13 protein-coding genes are annotated in these 18,083 nt (G+C 64.3%); 9 read left to right on the top strand and 4 right to left on the bottom strand.

Features of this window, described 5'->3' with window-relative positions; genetic code table 11:
- Positions 1–46: 46 nt before the first annotated feature.
- From ccmI to AC1D1B_RS09330, 4 genes are read left to right on the top strand one after another with little or no spacing between them, the layout of a single operon-like run.
- Complete coding sequence (gene ccmI, locus AC1D1B_RS09345; RefSeq protein WP_477331398.1) at positions 47–1,201, top strand: c-type cytochrome biogenesis protein CcmI; 1,155 nt, start codon at positions 47–49, stop codon at positions 1,199–1,201.
- Between the two features lie 3 nt (positions 1,202–1,204).
- On the top strand, positions 1,205–1,648 hold the full coding sequence (gene ccmE, locus AC1D1B_RS09340; RefSeq protein ID WP_477331396.1) for a cytochrome c maturation protein CcmE: 444 nt from the start codon (positions 1,205–1,207) through the stop codon (positions 1,646–1,648).
- The gene (locus AC1D1B_RS09335) at positions 1,648–3,639 is read left to right on the top strand and encodes a heme lyase CcmF/NrfE family subunit (RefSeq protein WP_477331394.1); all 1,992 of its coding nucleotides are present in this window, start codon (positions 1,648–1,650) and stop codon (positions 3,637–3,639) included. The genes ccmE and AC1D1B_RS09335 overlap by 1 nt, the downstream gene beginning before the upstream one ends.
- Positions 3,636–4,100 (top strand): cytochrome c-type biogenesis protein, encoded by a 465-nt coding sequence (locus AC1D1B_RS09330; RefSeq protein WP_477331392.1) that lies wholly within the window; start codon positions 3,636–3,638, stop codon positions 4,098–4,100. The genes AC1D1B_RS09335 and AC1D1B_RS09330 overlap by 4 nt, the downstream gene beginning before the upstream one ends.
- Here the strand turns inward: AC1D1B_RS09330 and AC1D1B_RS09325 are convergent.
- Both AC1D1B_RS09325 and AC1D1B_RS09320 read right to left on the bottom strand, forming a co-directional pair.
- Complete coding sequence (locus AC1D1B_RS09325) at positions 4,097–4,405, bottom strand: type II toxin-antitoxin system RelE/ParE family toxin (protein ID WP_477331390.1); 309 nt, start codon at positions 4,403–4,405, stop codon at positions 4,097–4,099. The genes AC1D1B_RS09330 and AC1D1B_RS09325 overlap by 4 nt on opposite strands.
- On the bottom strand, positions 4,402–4,671 hold the full coding sequence (locus AC1D1B_RS09320; protein ID WP_477331388.1) for a CopG family ribbon-helix-helix protein: 270 nt from the start codon (positions 4,669–4,671) through the stop codon (positions 4,402–4,404). Before AC1D1B_RS09320 ends, AC1D1B_RS09325 begins: the two co-directional genes overlap by 4 nt.
- A 189-nt stretch (positions 4,672–4,860) precedes the next feature.
- Between AC1D1B_RS09320 and AC1D1B_RS09315 the strand changes: the two genes are divergently transcribed.
- The 5 genes from AC1D1B_RS09315 (at position 4,861) to AC1D1B_RS09295 (ending at position 12,434) form a co-directional block, all read left to right on the top strand.
- On the top strand, positions 4,861–6,417 hold the full coding sequence (locus AC1D1B_RS09315; RefSeq protein ID WP_477331386.1) for a Do family serine endopeptidase: 1,557 nt from the start codon (positions 4,861–4,863) through the stop codon (positions 6,415–6,417).
- Between the two features lie 254 nt (positions 6,418–6,671).
- A complete protein-coding gene (locus tag AC1D1B_RS09310) occupies positions 6,672–7,346 on the top strand; it encodes a response regulator transcription factor (protein WP_477331384.1) in 675 nt (224 codons plus the stop codon).
- Positions 7,347–7,453: 107 nt separating this feature from the next.
- Positions 7,454–8,929 (top strand): sensor histidine kinase, encoded by a 1,476-nt coding sequence (locus AC1D1B_RS09305; RefSeq protein ID WP_477331382.1) that lies wholly within the window; start codon positions 7,454–7,456, stop codon positions 8,927–8,929.
- Positions 8,929–11,895, top strand: coding sequence for a bifunctional [glutamine synthetase] adenylyltransferase/[glutamine synthetase]-adenylyl-L-tyrosine phosphorylase (locus AC1D1B_RS09300; protein ID WP_477331380.1), 2,967 nt, complete (start codon positions 8,929–8,931; stop codon positions 11,893–11,895). The genes AC1D1B_RS09305 and AC1D1B_RS09300 overlap by 1 nt, the downstream gene beginning before the upstream one ends.
- A 65-nt stretch (positions 11,896–11,960) precedes the next feature.
- The gene (locus AC1D1B_RS09295) at positions 11,961–12,434 is read left to right on the top strand and encodes an EF-hand domain-containing protein (RefSeq protein WP_477331378.1); all 474 of its coding nucleotides are present in this window, start codon (positions 11,961–11,963) and stop codon (positions 12,432–12,434) included.
- Positions 12,435–12,682: 248 nt separating this feature from the next.
- On the opposite strand, the gene AC1D1B_RS09290 is transcribed toward AC1D1B_RS09295, so the two are convergent.
- Both AC1D1B_RS09290 and pepN read right to left on the bottom strand, forming a co-directional pair.
- The gene (locus AC1D1B_RS09290) at positions 12,683–15,004 is read right to left on the bottom strand and encodes a PAS domain-containing sensor histidine kinase (RefSeq protein WP_477331376.1); all 2,322 of its coding nucleotides are present in this window, start codon (positions 15,002–15,004) and stop codon (positions 12,683–12,685) included.
- Between the two features lie 354 nt (positions 15,005–15,358).
- On the bottom strand, positions 15,359–17,998 hold the full coding sequence (gene pepN / locus AC1D1B_RS09285) for an aminopeptidase N (protein WP_477331374.1): 2,640 nt from the start codon (positions 17,996–17,998) through the stop codon (positions 15,359–15,361).
- Between the last annotated feature and the right edge of the window lie 85 nt (positions 17,999–18,083).

Raw genomic sequence — 18,083 nt, 5'->3', positions numbered from 1 at the left:
CACGCTTGTGTTGGCAGAGCAGGGCTCTCGCTCTATTGGAAGAACCATGCTGTTCTGGGTCATAGCCGCAATCCTCACGCTGGGCGCAAGCCTGGCGGTGCTGCTGCCGCTGACCAGCGGCGGCAAGAGCGCTTCGACCAGCAGCGACCATGATCTCGAAGTCTACCGCGACCAATTGGCCGAGCTTGAGCGTGACGCCGCGCGCGGCCTGATCCAGCCGGCGGAAGCCGAGGAGGCACGCGCCGAAATCGCCCGCCGCATCCTTCGCCTGGGAGATGTTGGTCAAGCCAATACCGGCCAGGCCGATCAGCCCGGCACGCGGCAGCCGTCGAGGGCGGCCAGGCTGGTGGCGACATCAGCGGTGCTGCTGGTCCCACTGCTCAGCTGGGGCCTGTACAGCCAGCTCGGCTCGCCCGATCTGCCGTCGCAGCCGCTTGCCGAACGGCTGGCCAAGAACCCGGCCGACTCCTCGGTCGACGAACTGGTGGCGCGCGCCGAGGCGCATCTTGCCGCCAATCCGTCGGACGGCAGGGGATGGGACGTGCTCGCCCCGATCTATCTGCGCCTGCAGCGCTTTTCCGATGCCGTGACCGCCTATCGCAACGCCATCCGCCTCGACGGCGATACCGCAGCACGCCAGGCCGGTCTCGGCGAAGCCATCGCCAATGCGGCCGGTGGCATTGTCTCGGCCGATGCGCAATCGGCTTTCGAACAGGCGTTGAAGCTCGACCCGGCAAACCCGAAAGCGTCCTTCTACCTGGCCATGGCGCTGGCGCAGGAAGGCCGCATACCGGAAGCCACAGCGGCCTGGCAGAAAATGCTCGGGCTCCTGCCGCAGGATTCGCCGTGGCGGGGTGCTGTCCAACAGGCGCTGGCCGAGGCCGCCAACCGCAGCGTGGCGTCAGGAGAGCCCGCGAAAGGCCCTGATGCCGCAGCCGTAGATGCTGCCTCGTCGATGGCGCCGCAGGACAGGCAGGCGATGATCGACACCATGGTCGCCGGCCTCGACGAAAAACTGCGGCAAAATCCGCGCGACACGGAAGGATGGATGCGGCTCATTCGTTCCTATGTTGTGCTGGGCAAGGCCGACCAGGCGCGCGATGCGCTGCATCGCGGTATTGCCGTGTTTGGCGCCGACAGTGACGAAGCGAAGAAATTCACCGCCTTTGCCGCCTCGCTCGGCCTGACGGCGACGGAGTAGGGCATGACGCGCAAGCAGAAGCGATTGTCTGTGATCATCGGGGGGCTCGCCTTCCTCGGCGCCGCCACCGGGTTGACCTTCTATGCGCTGGGCCAGAAAGCCTCCTATTTCTACATGCCTGCTGATCTCACCACCGCCAGCCTGCAGCCGGGACAGCGCATCCGGCTCGGCGGCCTCGTCGAAAAGGGCACGGTGGTGCGCGGGCAGGGCGCAACGGTGGCGTTCTCGGTGACCGACACGCACAAATCGGTCAAGGTCACCTATACCGGCATCCTGCCCGATCTGTTCCGCGAGGAGCAGGGCGTCATCACCGAAGGCGCTTTCGGAACCGATGGCGTCTTCGTCGCCGACAGCGTGCTGGCCAAGCACGACGAGCGCTACATGCCCAAAGAAGTGGCCGACGGCCTGAAAGCCAAGGGTGTGTGGCAGGAAAGCAAGAGTGAGTGATGGTTGAGACCGGACATTTCGCGCTCGTCCTCGCCTTCGCGCTGTCGCTGGTGCAGACGCTGGTGCCGCTCTATGGCGCGCGCACCGGCAACCAGCGACTGATGGCCGTCGGCGGCCCGGTCACGGTCACCGGCTTCGCGCTCACGGCGCTCTCCTTCGCAGCCCTCGCCGGCGCCTATGCCAGCTCCGATTTCTCGGTGGCGAGCGTATGGGAAAACTCGCATTCGCTGCAGCCGCTGATCTACAAGATCACCGGAACCTGGGGCAACCACGAAGGCTCGATGCTGCTCTGGGTGCTGATCCTGACCTTCTTCGGCGCGCTGGTCGCCGTCTTCGGCTCCAATTTGCCGGCAACGCTGCGCGCCAATGTGCTGGCCGTGCAAGGGGCGATCGGCGCCACCTTCTTCCTGTTTATCCTGGCGACGTCCAATCCGTTCATCCGGCTCAATCCGGCGCCGATCGAAGGCCGCGACCTCAACCCGGTCCTGCAGGATCTCGGCCTCGCCATCCACCCGCCGCTGCTCTATCTCGGCTATGTCGGCTTCTCCATCTGCTTCTCCTTCTCGGTCGCGGCCCTGATCGAGGGTCGCATCGATGCATCCTGGGCGCGCTGGGTGCGGCCATGGACGCTGGTCGCCTGGATGTTCCTCACCGGCGGCATAGCCATGGGCTCCTACTGGGCCTATTACGAGCTCGGTTGGGGTGGCTTCTGGTTCTGGGATCCGGTCGAGAACGCCTCCTTCATGCCGTGGCTGGCCGGCACCGCCCTGCTGCATTCGGCGATCGTCATGGAGAAGCGCTCAGCGCTCAAGATCTGGACGCTGCTGCTCGCCATCCTCACCTTCTCGCTGTCGCTGCTCGGCACTTTCCTGGTGCGCTCCGGCGTGCTGACCTCGGTGCATGCCTTCGCCACTGACCCGACCCGCGGCATCTTCATCCTGTGCATATTGACGCTGTTCATCGGCGGCTCGCTGGCGCTGTTTGCGCTGCGCGCGTCGCGGCTGACGGCCGGCGGCCTGTTCCACCCGATCTCGCGTGAAGGCGCGCTGGTGCTCAACAATCTGTTCCTGACCACGGCCACCGCCACCGTGTTGGTCGGTACGCTCTATCCGCTCGCTGTCGAGGCGCTTTCGGCCGGCAAGATCTCGGTCGGCGCGCCGTTCTTCAACCTGACATTCGGCCCGCTGATGGTGCCGCTGCTGGTCGTGGTGCCTTTGGGGCCGTTGCTCGCCTGGAAACGCGGCGACCTCTATGCCGTCGCCCAGCGCCTGATGGCGGCCTTCGCCGCCGCCCTCTTGGCCATGCTGGTCACCGGCCTGTTCATCGACGGCGCCTCGGTGTTCGCCGCCCTCGGCGTCGGCCTCGCCTTTTGGCTGGTCTGCGGCGCGCTCACCGACCTTGCCGTCAAGTCCGGCTTCGGCAATGTGTCGCCCGCCATCATGCTGCGCCGTTTCGCCGGCCTGCCGCGTTCGGTGTTCGGCACCGCCCTTGCACATCTCGGCCTCGGCCTGACGACGCTCGGCATTGTCGGCACGCTGTGCTTCGGCACCGAAAAGATCCTGTCGATGCATGCCGGCGAAAGCGTCGAACTGTCCGGCCACACGCTGCGTTTCGAAGGGCTCTATCCTGCGCAGGGCCCGAACTACAGCGAGCAGCGCGGCCGCTTTTCCCTGATCGACGCCGATGGCGGCGTTTCGGCTGAAATCACCTCGGCCAAGCGCTTCTTTCCGGTGCGGCAGACGACGACGACCGAATCCGGCATCGAAACGATCGGGTTCAGCCAGCTCTATCTGTCGCTCGGCGACGAGGGCACCGACGGTTCCGTCGTGGTGCGCCTGTGGTGGAAGCCGCTGGTGACGCTGATCTGGGGCGGCGGTCTGGTGATGATGGCGGGTGCGGCGATGTCGCTGTTGGACCGTCGCCTGCGTGTCGGTGCCCCCTCGCGCCGCCGCAAGCAGGCAGCTTCCATGCCGTCGGCAGGCGTGCCGTGAGCACCAGGTTCTCGCTGGCTTCACTCGTCCTGCTGCTGGCGCTGCTGTTTGCCGGCGCGGCGCAAGCGGTGAAACCGGATGAGGTTCTCGCCGATCCCGCGCTCGAGGCGAGGGCGCGGCTGCTGTCGGAAGGCCTGCGTTGCATGGTCTGCCAGAACCAATCGATCGACGAATCCGACGCTGACCTCGCCCGCGACCTCCGCATCCTGGTGCGCCAGCGCCTGGTTGCCGGCGATACCGACCAGCAGGTGATGGACTATATCGTGTCGCGCTACGGCGAGTTCGTGCTGTTGAAGCCGCGCTTCAGCCCGCGCAACGCCTTGTTGTGGGGCACGCCCGTGCTTCTGCTTCTGGTTGGCGGCATTTTCATCGTGCTGACCACGCGTTCGCGCCGATCGCTGGCGACCAAGGCGCTGAGCGCCGAGGAACAGGCGGCGTTGGACAAGATGCTGACCGACTAGCTCGGCCATTCCTCCAGAGGCCAGTCGCGCGACGTGTGGATGACGCGCAGGATGACGACACTCTGACGGCCGGCGATTGGGCGCAGCTCATAGGCAATTATGTAGGGCAGGCGACCTATGGGCTTCTCGTAGGTGCCCGTTACTCGGCCTGGCCGGCCCGTCGCCATATCACCAAGGCCCCGACTCATTTCACGAATACGATCTGCGAGGCGTCTGGCAGCGTCAGGATTGTCCTGCGCGATAAAAGCAACTTGCTGCTTGAGATCGTCCAGCGCTTCTCGCGACCAGGTGACTGACCGCTTCACGCCTTGCCCGCGCGCCTGGTTTCAGCCGCTTCGATCACGGCGTCGATTTCGGCCATGGCTTCGTCGTGGGCCACGACACGGCCAGCCGTCGCGTCAGCCATACCGCGTTTGATGCCGTCGATGATATCGAGTTCGCGATCGACATAGGCCGAAACCGCCTCGGCGGCGAGGAAGGATTTGCTGCGCCTTGTGTCCGCAGCGATCCGCTCCAGCTTCAGCTTCGTTTCGGACGAGACCCGAATTGTCATGGTGGTGCTTGCTGTCATAGTGAAAGCCTTGTGCTCAAGTGTGTACACCATAGGACGCCGAGCGAGCGCCGCCAAGCGATTTGTGGACCCACAAACATTACAAAACTTTCATGCTTCGGAAATGGCGCCGTAATGTGCGCCTCTCTATTCCTCTTGTCCGAGGATGCTCTGCCTGAGCCGCATCCAGTAAAAAGAGGATACGAGACCATGCCTATTGCCCCCAGTTCATATTCCCGCACCCGCAAGCGCCTGTTGGCCGCTGCCGCTTCGCTGGCCATTGCCGGCGCCATTGGTTTCGGTGCCGTTGCCACCGGCACGGCCCCTGTTCTGGCCGACGCTGTGCGTGTCGAAGCACCGCAGGTGCCGGGCTTTGCCGATGTCGTCGAGCGCGTTTCGCCGGCTGTCGTGAGCGTCAAGGTCAAGGCCAAGATCGAGCCGGCCGCTGATGACGGCTCCGACCAGTCCGACGATCCGGATGGCGGCATGAACAATCTGCCCGACAATCCGCAGCTGCGCCAGTTCTTCAAGCAATTCCGCGGCTTTGGCGATCAGAACGGCCAGGGCGGCGGCAACCGCCGCTTCAGCCATCGCGACCACAACAACGACCAGCCCCGCCCGGTGGCGCAGGGCTCCGGCTTCTTCATCTCCGATGACGGCTATCTCGTCACCAACAACCATGTCGTCGAGGAAGGCTCGGCCTTCACCGTGGTGATGAATGACGGCAAGGAACTCGACGCCAAGCTGATCGGCACCGATCCGCGCACCGATCTGGCCGTGCTCAAGGTCGATGGTGTCGGCAAGTTCACCTATGTCGACTTCGCCGATGATTCCAAGGTTCGCGTCGGTGACTGGGTGGTTGCCGTCGGCAATCCGTTCGGCCTCGGCGGCACGGTTACCGCAGGCATTGTCTCGGCCCGGGGCCGCGATATCGGCGCCGGCCCCTATGACGATTTCATCCAGATCGACGCTTCGGTCAACCGCGGCAATTCTGGCGGCCCGACGTTCAACCTCAACGGCCAGGTCGTTGGCATCAACACGGCGATCTTCTCGCCCTCGGGCGGCAGCGTCGGCATCGCCTTCGACATTCCGGCTTCGACCGCCAAGCAGGTCGTGCAGGACCTGATGAAGAGCGGCTCGGTGCAGCGTGGCTGGCTCGGCGTCGAAATCCAGCCGGTCACCTCGGATATTGCCGAATCGCTGGGCTTGAAGTCGCAGAACGGCGCTCTGGTTTCCAGCGCCCAGGACGCTGGCCCCGGCAAGAAGGCCGGCATCACGGCCGGCGACGTGATCACCCAGGTCGAAGGCAAGGACGTTGCATCGCCGAAGGAGCTGGCCCGTCTGATCGGCGCCTATTCGCCCGGCAAGTCGGTCGATGTCACCGTGTGGCGCGACGGCAAGAGCCAGACGATCAAGGTCGATCTCGGCACGTTGCCGTCCACCGACAAGCAGGCATCAGTCGATCCGCAGCAGCCCGCCGCACCGGCAAAGCCCGCTGCGCTGGCCGATCTCGGCCTCACCGTTACCAAGTCGGAAAACGGCAAGGGCCTGGTGGTCACCGATGTCGACCCCGACAGCGATGCCGCCGACCGCGGCATCCAGCCCGGCGATGTCATCACCTCGGTCAATTCGACGGAGGTGAACGGCACCGAGGACGTCGCCAAGGCGATGGCCGATGCGGTCAAAGCCGGTCGCAAGGCGGTGCTGATGCAGATCACCCGCGACGATTCGAACCGCTTCGTCGCCCTGCCGGTCGCCAAGGGCTGACATCACACAGTTTCCAGTGCGGCGGTTTCAACACCCCCGAGCCGCCGCACGGGAAAGCAAGGGGCCGAACGCGTTAGTCAGTCATCGTGTTCTGCCCCCGGCGGCAGCGGGCCCCATCGCCCGCTGCCGCTCTAACAGCAAAGCATGTCGCCCAAAAGTGCACGGCGGTTTTGGGATAACGACATGCTTGAACGAAAGCTTTCACGCCAATGTCGGCCTCTCAATCTTCCAGCGAAATCGCGTATAACGGCTCTATGAAGATTCTCGTCATAGAAGACGATCGCGAGGCGGCCGACTATATGCAGAAAGCCTTTGCCGAGGCCGGGCACACCGCCCATGTTGCCGGCGACGGCGAAACCGGCTTTGCGCTGGCCGATGCCGGCGACTATGACGTCATGGTCGTCGACCGCATGATGCCGCGCCGCGACGGGCTTTCCGTCATCGCCGGCTTGCGTTCGCGCGGTAACACCACGCCGGTGCTGATCCTGTCGGCGCTGGGCGAGGTCGATGACCGCGTCACCGGCCTGCGCGCCGGCGGCGACGACTATCTGACCAAGCCCTATGCCTTTTCAGAATTGCTCGCTCGCGTCGAGGTGCTGAACCGCCGCGCCAGCGCCAGGGAAGCCGAAACCATGTACCGGGTCGGCGATCTCGAACTCGATCGTCTCTCCCATTCCGTGAAGCGCGCCGCGCGTGAGATCACGCTGCAACCGCGCGAATTCCGTCTGCTCGAATATCTGATGCGCCATGCCGGCCAGGTGGTGACGCGCACCATGCTGCTCGAAAATGTCTGGGACTATCATTTCGATCCGCAGACCAACGTCATCGACGTGCATGTCTCGCGGCTGCGCGGCAAGATTGAGAAGGGCTTCGACAAGCCGATCCTGCATACCGTGCGCGGCGCCGGCTATATGCTGAAGAGCGGCTAGAGCATGATCCCAAAAAGTGGGTACCGGTTTTTGGAGAAGATCATGCTCCAACAAAGGGGTAGGTCATGATGAGATTTCAACCAAATCTCATCATGAGCTAGGCACCCATGGCCCTTTCCCTGCCGGCCATCATGAGGACGACGGCGGCGCGGCTTTCGGCGCTTTATTTCCTGCTTTTCGCCCTCTGCGCCGTGTTGCTCGTCTTCTACATGACGTCGCTGTCGGCGCGCATGCTGACCGGCCAGACCCAGCAGACCATCAATGACGAGGTGCTCGGCCTTGCCCGCGCCTATCAGCGCGGCGGCCTGCCGGTGCTGGTGCGCGTGGTCGAGCAGCGCTCGCGCCAGCCCGGCGCCAACCTCTATCTCATCGCCGACGCCAACGGCCAGATCCTGACAGGCAATGTGCAGAGCCTCGAGCCAGGCGTGCTCGAGACCGACGGCTGGACCACCGAGCCATTCTCCTACCGCCGCTTCGGTGAAGGCGAGCTTGAGCGGCAGCGCAACTCGGCCGCCGACCAGAGCGATACGCAGCCCGGCCAGAACGAGGTGCAGGCGGAGGGCGAAAAGGGCCACAATGCCATCGCGCTGGTGCTCAGGCTGCCCAACCAGATGATCATGCTTGTTGGCCGCGATCTCGGCGAACCCGAGCGTTTCCGCGCCGTCATCCGTCGCGCCTTGATGCTGGCGCTGGGCATGATGGGCCTGGGCGGGCTGTTGATCTGGTTCTTTGTCGGCCGCGCGGCGCTGAAGCGCATCGACAGCGTCTCGGAAGCAAGCCGCCGCATCATGGGCGGCGATCTCACGGGAAGGCTGCCTGTGACCGGCGCTGGCGACGAATTCGACCGCCTGTCGGAAAACCTCAACACCATGCTGGCCAGAATCGCGACGCTCAACGAAGGCCTGAAGCAGGTCTCCGACAACATCGCCCATGATCTCAAGACGCCGCTGACCAGGCTGCGCAACCGCGCCGAGGCGACACTTTCGGGCAAGCACAAGACCACCGACTACCGTCAGGCGCTGGAAGGCACCATCGCCGAGTCCGACCATCTGATAAAAACCTTCAACGCCATCCTGATGATCTCCAGGCTGGAGGCGGGCTATTCCTCCGAAAGCACCAGCAAGGTCGATCTCGCAGCCGCCGTGCGCGACGTCGTCGAGCTGTACGAGCCGGTGGCTGAGGAGGCGGGCGTGGCGCTCGAAACCTCTGTGGAGGGGGATTTCTCCGTCAATGGCAACCGCGAGCTGATCGGCCAGGCGCTGTCGAACATCGTCGACAACGCCATCAAATATTCAACCGACGCGACTGAGAAGCCTTCTGTGCGCGTGACCCTGCAGCGCGTCGGTCATGACATCCGGCTCTCCGTCGCCGACAATGGCCATGGCATTCCCGATGACGCCGATCGCGCCAGGGCGACCGAGCGCTTCGTGCGGCTGGAAAAGAGCCGCTCGCAGCCGGGATCGGGCCTGGGCTTGAGCCTCGCCAAGGCGATCATGACGTTTCACAATGGCAGACTTGAACTTTCGCCCGCCAATCCCGGATTGTCCGTTATCATGAGTTTCCCCGCGCGGGAGGACCATTGATGGCGGTGAGGATGGCTGAGACGCGGATCGAGACCGAATGGCAGCTGCAGCTGGTGGCGCAACTAGTGCCGCTGGATGGGAGCCGCGCCCGGCGTAAACTGTCGGAGATCGCCGGCGCCGCCGAGGACGAAGGTCTGCCGCGGCTGGCGAAATTTTTGGGCGGCAAGGGCGCCGCCCAGCAGTTCCTCGCCGCCGTCTTCGACCTCTCGCCCTTCCTGCGCGATGTCGCGCGCCGCCGGCCGCAAATCCTCGATGCGCTGTTCGATGCCAGTGTCGAGGTTAGGCTGCTCGCAATCGCCGAAGCGATCGGCAAGGCCGCCTTTACCGAGACCGTTTCGGAATCGAGCCTGATGATGGAGCTCAGGCAGCGGAAGCGGGAAGCCCACTTCCTGATTGCGCTTGCCGATCTCGCCGGCGAGGCCGAGACGGCACTCACCGTGCGCCGCCTCAGCGATCTCGCCGACGCCTGCACCCGCGCCGCCGTCGACTTCCTGCTGCGCGACGCGCACAGCCAGGGCAAGCTCAAATTGCCCGATCCCGAAAAGCCGTCGCGGCAGTCCGGCTGGATCCTGCTCGGCATGGGCAAGCTCGGCGCTCACGAATTGAATTTTTCCTCCGACATCGACCTTGTCGTCTTCTTCGATCCCGAAGCGCCGGCGATCGTCGATCCGCTCGACGCCACCGAACTGTTTGCGCGCCTGACCCGCCGCCTCGTGCGCATCCTCCAGGATCGCACCGAACACGGCTATGTCTTCCGCACCGACCTCAGGCTGCGTCCCGATCCCGGCTCGACGCCGCTGGCGATCCCGGTCGAGGCAGCACTTCGCTACTATGAGGCGCGCGGCCAGAACTGGGAGCGCGCCGCCATGATCAAGGCGCGCCCGGTAGCCGGCGATGTTGCAGCCGGCGAAGCGTTCCTGAGGGAGCTGCAGCCCTATGTCTGGCGCAAATACATGGACTATGCCGCGATCGCCGACGTCCATTCGATCAAGCGCCAGATCCATGCCCACAAAGGCCATGGCGAGATCGCGGTGAAGGGCCACAACGTCAAGCTCGGCCGCGGCGGCATTCGCGAGATCGAGTTCTTCGTCCAGACCCAGCAGCTGATTGCCGGCGGCCGTTTTCCCGAACTGCGCGGCCGCGAGACCGTACCGATGCTGGGCGCGCTGACGGCGCGCAACTGGATCACCGCCGATGCCCGCGACGCGCTCACCCGCCAATACTGGTTCCTGCGCCGCGTCGAACACGCCATTCAGATGGTCGCCGACGAGCAGACGCACATCCTGCCCGACGATGATGAGGGGCTGGAACGCATCGCCCACATGCTGGGCTTTGCCGATGCCGCCAAATTTTCCGAAACTTTTCGCGCCGCTTTGCACGAAGTCGAGCGCCATTACGCAGCATTGTTCGAAACCGCGCCGGAACTGTCGGCCGGCGTCGGCAATCTGGTCTTTACCGGAGATGTCGACGATCCCGACACGTTGCAGACCTTACACGGCCTTGGCTTCAAGCGACCGAGCGACATCTGCCGCGTCATTCGCGGCTGGCATTTCGGCCGCTACCGCGTCACCCAGTCGGCCGAGGCGCGCGAGCGGCTGACCGAACTGACACCGGCGCTGCTCAAAGCCTTCGGGCAGACGCGCCGGGCCGACGAGGCTTTGGTGCGCTTCGACGACTTCCTCGCCGGTCTTCCGGCCGGCATCCAGCTGTTTTCGCTGCTGCGGTCGAACCCCGCTCTGCTGAAACTGATGGCGACCATCATGGGCGCCGCGCCCCGGCTGGCGACGATCATCACCAAGCGTCCGCATGTCTTCGACGGCCTGCTCGATCCGGCGCTGCTGAACGAACTGCCCAATCGCGCCTATCTGTCCGCGCGCCTGGCGGCTTTCATCGAAGGTGACAGGGCCTATGAGGACGTGCTCGACCGTCTGCGCATCTTTGCCTCAGAGCAGAAGTTCTTGATCGGTGTGCGCCTGCTCGCCGGCTCGATCAGCATGAGCCGTGCCGGCCGTGCCTTTTCCGACCTCGCCGACCTCACCATCGACGCCGCACTGCAGGCGGTGACGGCCGAATTCGCACTGCGCCATGGCCGCATCGCCGGCGGCACGGTTTCGCTGCTCGGCATGGGCAAGCTCGGCAGCCGTGAGCTTACCGCCGGCTCGGATGTCGACCTCATCCTGCTCTACGATCACGACGCGGATGCCGAGGAATCCGACGGCGACAAGCCGCTGGCGCCGTCGCACTACTACACCAGGATGACGCAGCGGTTGATCGCGGCTGTCTCGGCGCCGACCGCCGAGGGCGTTCTCTACGAGCTCGACCTGCGCTTGCGGCCATCCGGCAACAAGGGGCCGGTCGCCACCCATGTCGACGCCTTCAAGAAGTATCAGCGCCATGAAGCCTGGACCTGGGAGCACATGGCGCTGGCCCGCGCCCGCGCCATCGGCGGCGACGCCGCACTGTGCGCCGAGGTCGAAGTCGAGGTGGCCGCACTTCTTGCCCTGCCGCGCGACGCTGCCAAGGTGCGGGCCGAGGCATCCGAGATGCGCGCGCTGATCGAGAAGGAAAAATCGCCGCGCGATCTGTGGGATATCAAGCTGATCCCAGGCGGCCTCATCGACCTCGAATTCATCGCGCAGGTGGCCGTCATCACCGGCCAGGTCGATGCCGCCCACAGGCCGACCGCGACCGGCGAAATCCTGTCGCATCTGGCCCCGGATTTCGCCGAGGCTGACGTCAGGCAAGAGCTTGGCGAAGCCTACCAGCTTTATCTGGCGCTGACCCAGATGACGCGGCTTTGCCTCACCGGTGCCTTCGAACGCGACGACGTTCCGCCGGGATTGTCGGATCTGCTTCTGGCGGTGACTGGCCTGCCGGATTTCGGTGTGCTGGAAGCACATCTCAAGGAAACGTCGCAAAAGGTCAGAAAGGATTTCGACCTTTTGCTTCGTGCGAAACAATCGTGAGGGCGTGAAGCGCTGACGGCTGTTTCGGATCGCATCGGGGGTGACGATGCAACAGGAGAATACCCATGAGAAAGACAACCGGACTTGCCCTGGCCTTCGTCGCGCTTGCCGGCGCGGTCGGCACCACCGCCTATGCCGAGAACAATGCCAGCGCCAGAATGCGCGAGGGCACGATGATGCGCCTCGACAAGGCGATGAAGGATTCCAACGGCACCATCAGCTTCGACCAGTTTTCCGATGCCATGAACGCACGGCTGAAGAAACTGGTCGCCGACAATGGCGGCAAGCTGACCGTGGCGCAGCTCGCCGACGCGCTGGAGAAGGCGCGTTTCGAGGAAATGGCCAAGCGCATCGTCGCCCGCTACGACACCAAGGGTGACGGCACGCTGACCACCGACGACATCACCGGGCGCGAGAAGAAGGTGTTCGCCATGCTCGACCGCAACAATGACGGCAAGATCGAGCGCAGCGAACTGCCGAAGAACGGCCGCATGGGCCGCCATCGCCAATGGGACGGCGGCGACGACAGCATGCAGTGAGTGGTGACTACGGCCCCGGCGGCGAAAGCCGCCGGATTCTGGAGGGCCGCATTCCTTCACGCCCCCCTCTGTCCTGCCGGACATCTCCCCCACGAGGGGGGAGATTGGCTGTTGCCACGGCCTTCGCCAATCGCCAGCGTTGCAGAACGAGCGGAGCGTCGAAACTGCTGATCTCCCCCCTTGTGGGGGAGATGTCCGGCAGGACAGAGGGGGCGCTGTCCCGCATTGCCTAGGATTGCAGGCTAGAACTAAGCCGCCGCCTTCACCGCGGGCGTCACCTTCTTCACCGGGATGCGCACAGACACGATGGTGCCGACGCCTTCGGTCGAGCGGATTTTCAGCGCGCCGCCCTGCAACTCGGCCAGCGAGCGCGAGATGGCAAGGCCAAGGCCGGAGCCGGCGTGGTTCTTGGAGAACTGGTTCTGTACCTGTTCGAACGGCCGGCCGAGCTTGCTCAGCGCTTCCTTCGGAATGCCGCAGCCAGTGTCTTCGATGGTCAGCACCAGCGCGCCGGAGGTATTGCGGGCGCGCACCGAGATGTGGCCGCCCTGGCCGGTGAACTTCACCGCATTCGACAGCAGGTTGATGGCGATCTGCTTGATCGCCCTGCGGTCGGCGAACAGCGTCATCGTATCGGCAATGCGGGTTTCGACCGTGATCGATTTCTCCGCCGCCTGCAGCGAGATGACCCGCACCGTTTCGCGGATCAGCGGGCAGAGATCGATTTCCTCGCGGTCCATCGAGAACTGGCCTGCTTCGATCTTGGACATGTCGAGTATGTCGTTGATGACGCCGAGCAGATATTTGCCGCTGCCGTTGATGTCGTTGGCATATTCTTCGTAGCGCGGCGAACCGAGCGGCCCGAACAGGCCCTGCTCCATCAGTTCGGAAAAGCCGATGATGGCGTTGAGCGGCGTGCGCAGTTCGTGCGACATGTTGGCCAGGAACTCGGACTTGGCCCGGTTGGCGGCTTCGGCGCGCTCGGTTTCCTTCATGTACTTGCGGTTGAGTTCGACCAGTTCCTTGGCGCGTTCTTCCTCGGCCCGGCGGGCAAGGCTGAGGTCGTGGATGGTCGCCATCAGCCGGCGCTCGCTGTCGACCAGCTTTTCCTGGTGCAGTTTGATCTGGGTGATGTCGGAGCCGACGGAGACGGTGCCGCCATCCCGGGTCCTCAGTTCATTGACCTGCAGCCAGCGGCCGTCGGAGAGCTGCCGCTCGAAGGTCGCGCCGCCTTGCGGTCCGTTGGTGTTGGCCAGCCGCCGTTCCGAGGCGAAGGCCAGCATGCGCTCTTCCAGCGCGGCGCGCGCCGCACCCGGCATGACGTCGCGGTCGGACAGGCCGTTGTCCTTCTGGTACTTGGAATTGCACATGATCAGCCGCTGGGCGGCATCCCACAGCACGAAGGATTCGTTGATATTCTCGATCGCGGTCCGCAACCGCAGGTCGGCCGCCTCGGAACGCAGTGCCAGATGCCGCTGTTCGGTGACGTCGACGGCAATGCCGATCAGCTGAATCTCAGGCGCTTCCGGGTCGATCACCTGGGCCCTGGCGCGCATCCACACCCACTGGCCGTCGGCGTGGCGCATGCGGAACACCTGGTCGATATGGTCGATCTCGCGCTCGACAATTTTGTTGGCCAGCTCGAACAGATCGCCGTCTTCGGGGTGGATGATGTCGTCGACCTCGCCGAAGGACAGCATCGAGTTGCAGGGCTCGTAGCCCAGCATGTCGTACATCGAGCGCGACCAGTACATCTTGCCGCGCACCATGTCCCAGTCCCACAAGCCGCAGCGGCCGCGAACCAGCGCCATGTCGATGCGCTGATGGGCCTCGAGATAGATGCGGTCAGCCGTCTGGGCGCGCGATGCCTGGCCGAAATAGGCGTAGAGGATGATGATCAGCACGCCCGCCGTCAGCACGAACAGCGTGACATTGAGCGACACGGTCTTGCGCCAGCTGTCGAACACCGCCTCCTGCGGCACCAGCACGGCGGCGGCGTTCTTGCGGTCCCGCGTCAAGCTGACAGCAGCATACCAGTCCTGCCCACCGATGCTGACATCCATCACCCCGGCGCGGTCGCCGAACATGAACAGCGGCTGGCCGTCCAGCACGAGGCTGTCCAGTGATCGCCCTTGCCAGCCGGTCGACAGCGGCGACACGGCAATGATTTTGAAGGCGCTGTCGGTGATGACAAGTACGTGGCTTCTGCCCATGGCGCCCTGGCGACTGGTGCTTTCCAGCAGGTCGATGGCGCCGCCGTCGGCCGCGTTCGGGTCGGCCGAGATTGCGTTCGCCATCTGGCCAGCGGCCAGACCCAGCACCGCCTTGACGTCGCGCTCGGCCTCGTCGCGCTCGTTCATCAGCGACAGCACGCGAAGAGCGGCAATGACGATCAGGAAGATGATGATGAGCGCCGGTATCGAACGGCGCAGAAGGGGCTCGGCAGCCAGGAGCCGCCGGTAGGCTGGTTCAGCGATGAGCCGCGTATTGCCGGCGAGGCCATCGCCCCGCGCCTTGCGCCGCTCAAAAGCCGTTCCTTCGGGCGCGCCCCACGCGTCCGCCTTGGCCATAAATGGCACTCCCCGAATTTCCGTACGCTTGACGATCCGGCAACACCGCACGTCCGAATCGTCTGTAAAGAATCAAAGGTGATTCGCCTTGTCCAGTGGCGCGGGCGAAAAACATTAAAAATTGATTGAAATAACGCTGAAGCTGCTGATCTCCCCCCTTTTGGGGGAGATGGCCGGCAGGCCAGAGGGGGGCGCTGTCCCTCGGCGTATCAAATGGCTGGAGAGCCAACCAAAAAACAGTTACAACGGGTGCCGGATGCAGCCCTGAACTGAGGCGAGATCGAAGGCTGCGATCCTTCGCGCCCCCCTCTGCCCTGCCGGGCATCTCCCCCACGAGGGGGGAGATTATGCACCTCAAGCCAGCGTCCGCTCCACAATATCGCGCAAATCCGCTGACAGGTTCTCGCCATTGGCGATGGCCAGCAGTGCTTCCCTTGCCTTGGCTTGCCTGCCAGGCTCCAGCGAGCGCCAGGAGCGCAGCGCCGTCGCCAATCTGGCCGCCACTTGCGGATTGCGCTTTTCGACCTCGAGGACGGTCTGCGCGAAGAACCGGTAGCCTTCGCCGTCGGCGCGGTGGAAGCTGGTCTGGTTCGCGCTGGAGAATGTGCCGATGAGCGAGCGCACCCTGTTCGGATTGGCCATCGAGAAGGCCGCGTGACCGGTCAGTGCCCGCACCGTTTCAACGGTTTTCGGTCCCGGCACGCTGGCTTGAATCTGGAACCATTTGTCCATGACCAGCGGATCGATGCCATATCGCGTCTCGAAGTCTGCAAGCGCCTTGACCGCCTCGGACGACCCGTCATGGCGATGCGCCAGCACGGTGAGCGCCGCGGCGCGGTCGGTCATGTTGGTCGCGGCTTCGAAATGCCGAGCGGCAAGTGAGGCGCCTCCCGGCAGCAGCGAGAGATAGTCGAGCAGGATGTTGCGCAGCGCCCGTCGTCCAGCACTTGCGGCATCGGGGCTGAACGGACCATCGTCGGCGAGGCGGCCATAAAGATTGGTGAACGCGTCCTGGTTAGCGCGGGCGATCGCCAGCGCCAGTGCCTCGCGGGCAGCGAAGATGGCGTCGGGATCGATGTTCTTGCCGATGTCGCGGGCAATATCGGCCTCGCCGGGAAGCGCCAGCGCCAGCGCCCGGTAGGCGGGCTCCAGCGTCTCGTCGCCGGCAATCTTGCCGGCAAGTCCGGTCAGCCTGGCAGTGAAGGCCGGCTTCGCGCCGCCGAGGATCTGGCGGAAGGCCGCTATCAGCGCATCGGTGAGCAGCGTGTTGAACGCCTGCCAGCGCGCAAAAGCGTCGCTGTCATGGCCGGCGAGGAAGAACTGGTCGTCGGCCTTCTGCTCGACCGAAAGCGTGATCGGCGCCGAAAAGCCGCGGTTGAGCGACACTGCCGGCCGCTCGTCAACGCCGGAGAAGCGCACCAGGTGGCGGCGCTTGCGGATGTGGATGACGCCGTCCTCGACGGTAGCGCCCTCGACGCCGCTATGGGCGACCGGCTCGCCGCCGGCGCCGACCAGGCCGAAAGCGAGTGGGATGTGCATCAGCCGCTTGCGGCTTTCCGACGGCGTCGGCGGCACGGACTGCTCGATCTCGAGCGTGAACTCGCGCGTCGCCGGATTGTGCGTCGAACTGACGGTCAGGTTCGGCGTGCCGGCCTGGTGATACCAGAGCGCAAACTGCGACAGGTCGCGCCCGGAGACATCCTCGAACACCTTCAGGAAATCCTCGATCGTCGCTGCCTCACCGTCATGGCGCTCGAAATACAGGTCCATGCCGGCGCGGAAGGTCTCGGCCCCGAGGATAGTGCGGATCATGCGCACCACTTCCGAGCCCTTTTCGTAGACCGTCGCGGTGTAGAAATTGTTGATCTCGCGGTAGCGGCGCGGCCGCACCGGATGCGCCAGCGGCCCCTGATCTTCGGGGAATTGATGCGCTCTCAGCGTGCGCACCTCGGCAATGCGCTTGACCGCGCGCGAGCGCTGGTCGGCGGAGAATTCGTGGTCGCGAAAGACCGTCAGGCCTTCCTTCAGGCAGAGCTGGAACCAGTCGCGGCAAGTGATTCTATTGCCTGTCCAATTGTGGAAATACTCATGCGCTATGATCGCCTCGATATTGGCGAAATCGGCATCGGTCGCGGTTTCGCGGTCGGCAAGAACATATTTGTCGTTGAAGATGTTGAGGCCCTTGTTCTCCATCGCCCCCATGTTGAAGTCGGAGACGGCGACGATGTTGAAGACGTCGAGATCGTATTCGCGACCGAATGCCTGCTCATCCCATTGCATCGAGCGCTTCAACGCATCCATGGCGTAACCGGCAAGCCCTTCCTTGCCCGGCTCGACATAGATGCCGAGCTCGACCTTGCGGCCGGACATGGTGACGAAACTGTCAGCGACCTCGCCGAGAGTGCCGGCCACCAGCGCAAACAGATAGGACGGCTTGGGGAAGGGGTCGTGCCATGTAGCGTAGTGCCAGCCATCGGCCAGCGCGCCGCTTTCCATCGGATTGCCGTTGGAGAGCAGCAGCGGCGCCTCGTCCAGCTTGGCTTCGATGCGCACGGTGTAGACCGAGAGGATGTCGGGGCGGTCGAGGAAATAGGTGATGCGGCGAAAGCCCTCGGCTTCGCATTGCGTGCAATAGACATTGCTGGAGCGGTAGAGGCCCATCAGCGCCTCATTGCTGGCCGGCGCGATCTCGGTCTCGAGCAGCAGCTGGAAACGGGCTGGTGGCTTCAGAATGGTCAGCTGATCCGGCGTGACGAGATAATCGGCCGGGGCGAGCTCGCGGCCGTCAATGGCGATGCGCTTCAGCGCCAGCCCGTCGCCGTCCAGCACCAGCGGTGCCGAGGCGGCAGCATTGTCGCGACGTTCGATCGTCAGCACGGCGGTAACGCGCGTTGCGTCTGGCGAAAGGCGGAAGGTGAGGCCGGTTTGCGGGATGGAAAAGTCGTTGGGGCGATAGTCTTCGAGCTTGAAGACCTGGCCGGTATCGGTTCGCATTCCCTGGGGTATCCCTGTCGTTATCGGAGCCTGCGGAGGTATCCGCTGGCCCAAGAAATCTGAAGTGCGCGCTCTTTACACGAAA

It is taken from the genome of Mesorhizobium sp. P2_C5_2 (genome assembly GCF_056404535.1).
This window is presented reverse-complemented; position numbering and strand designations above follow the sequence as displayed.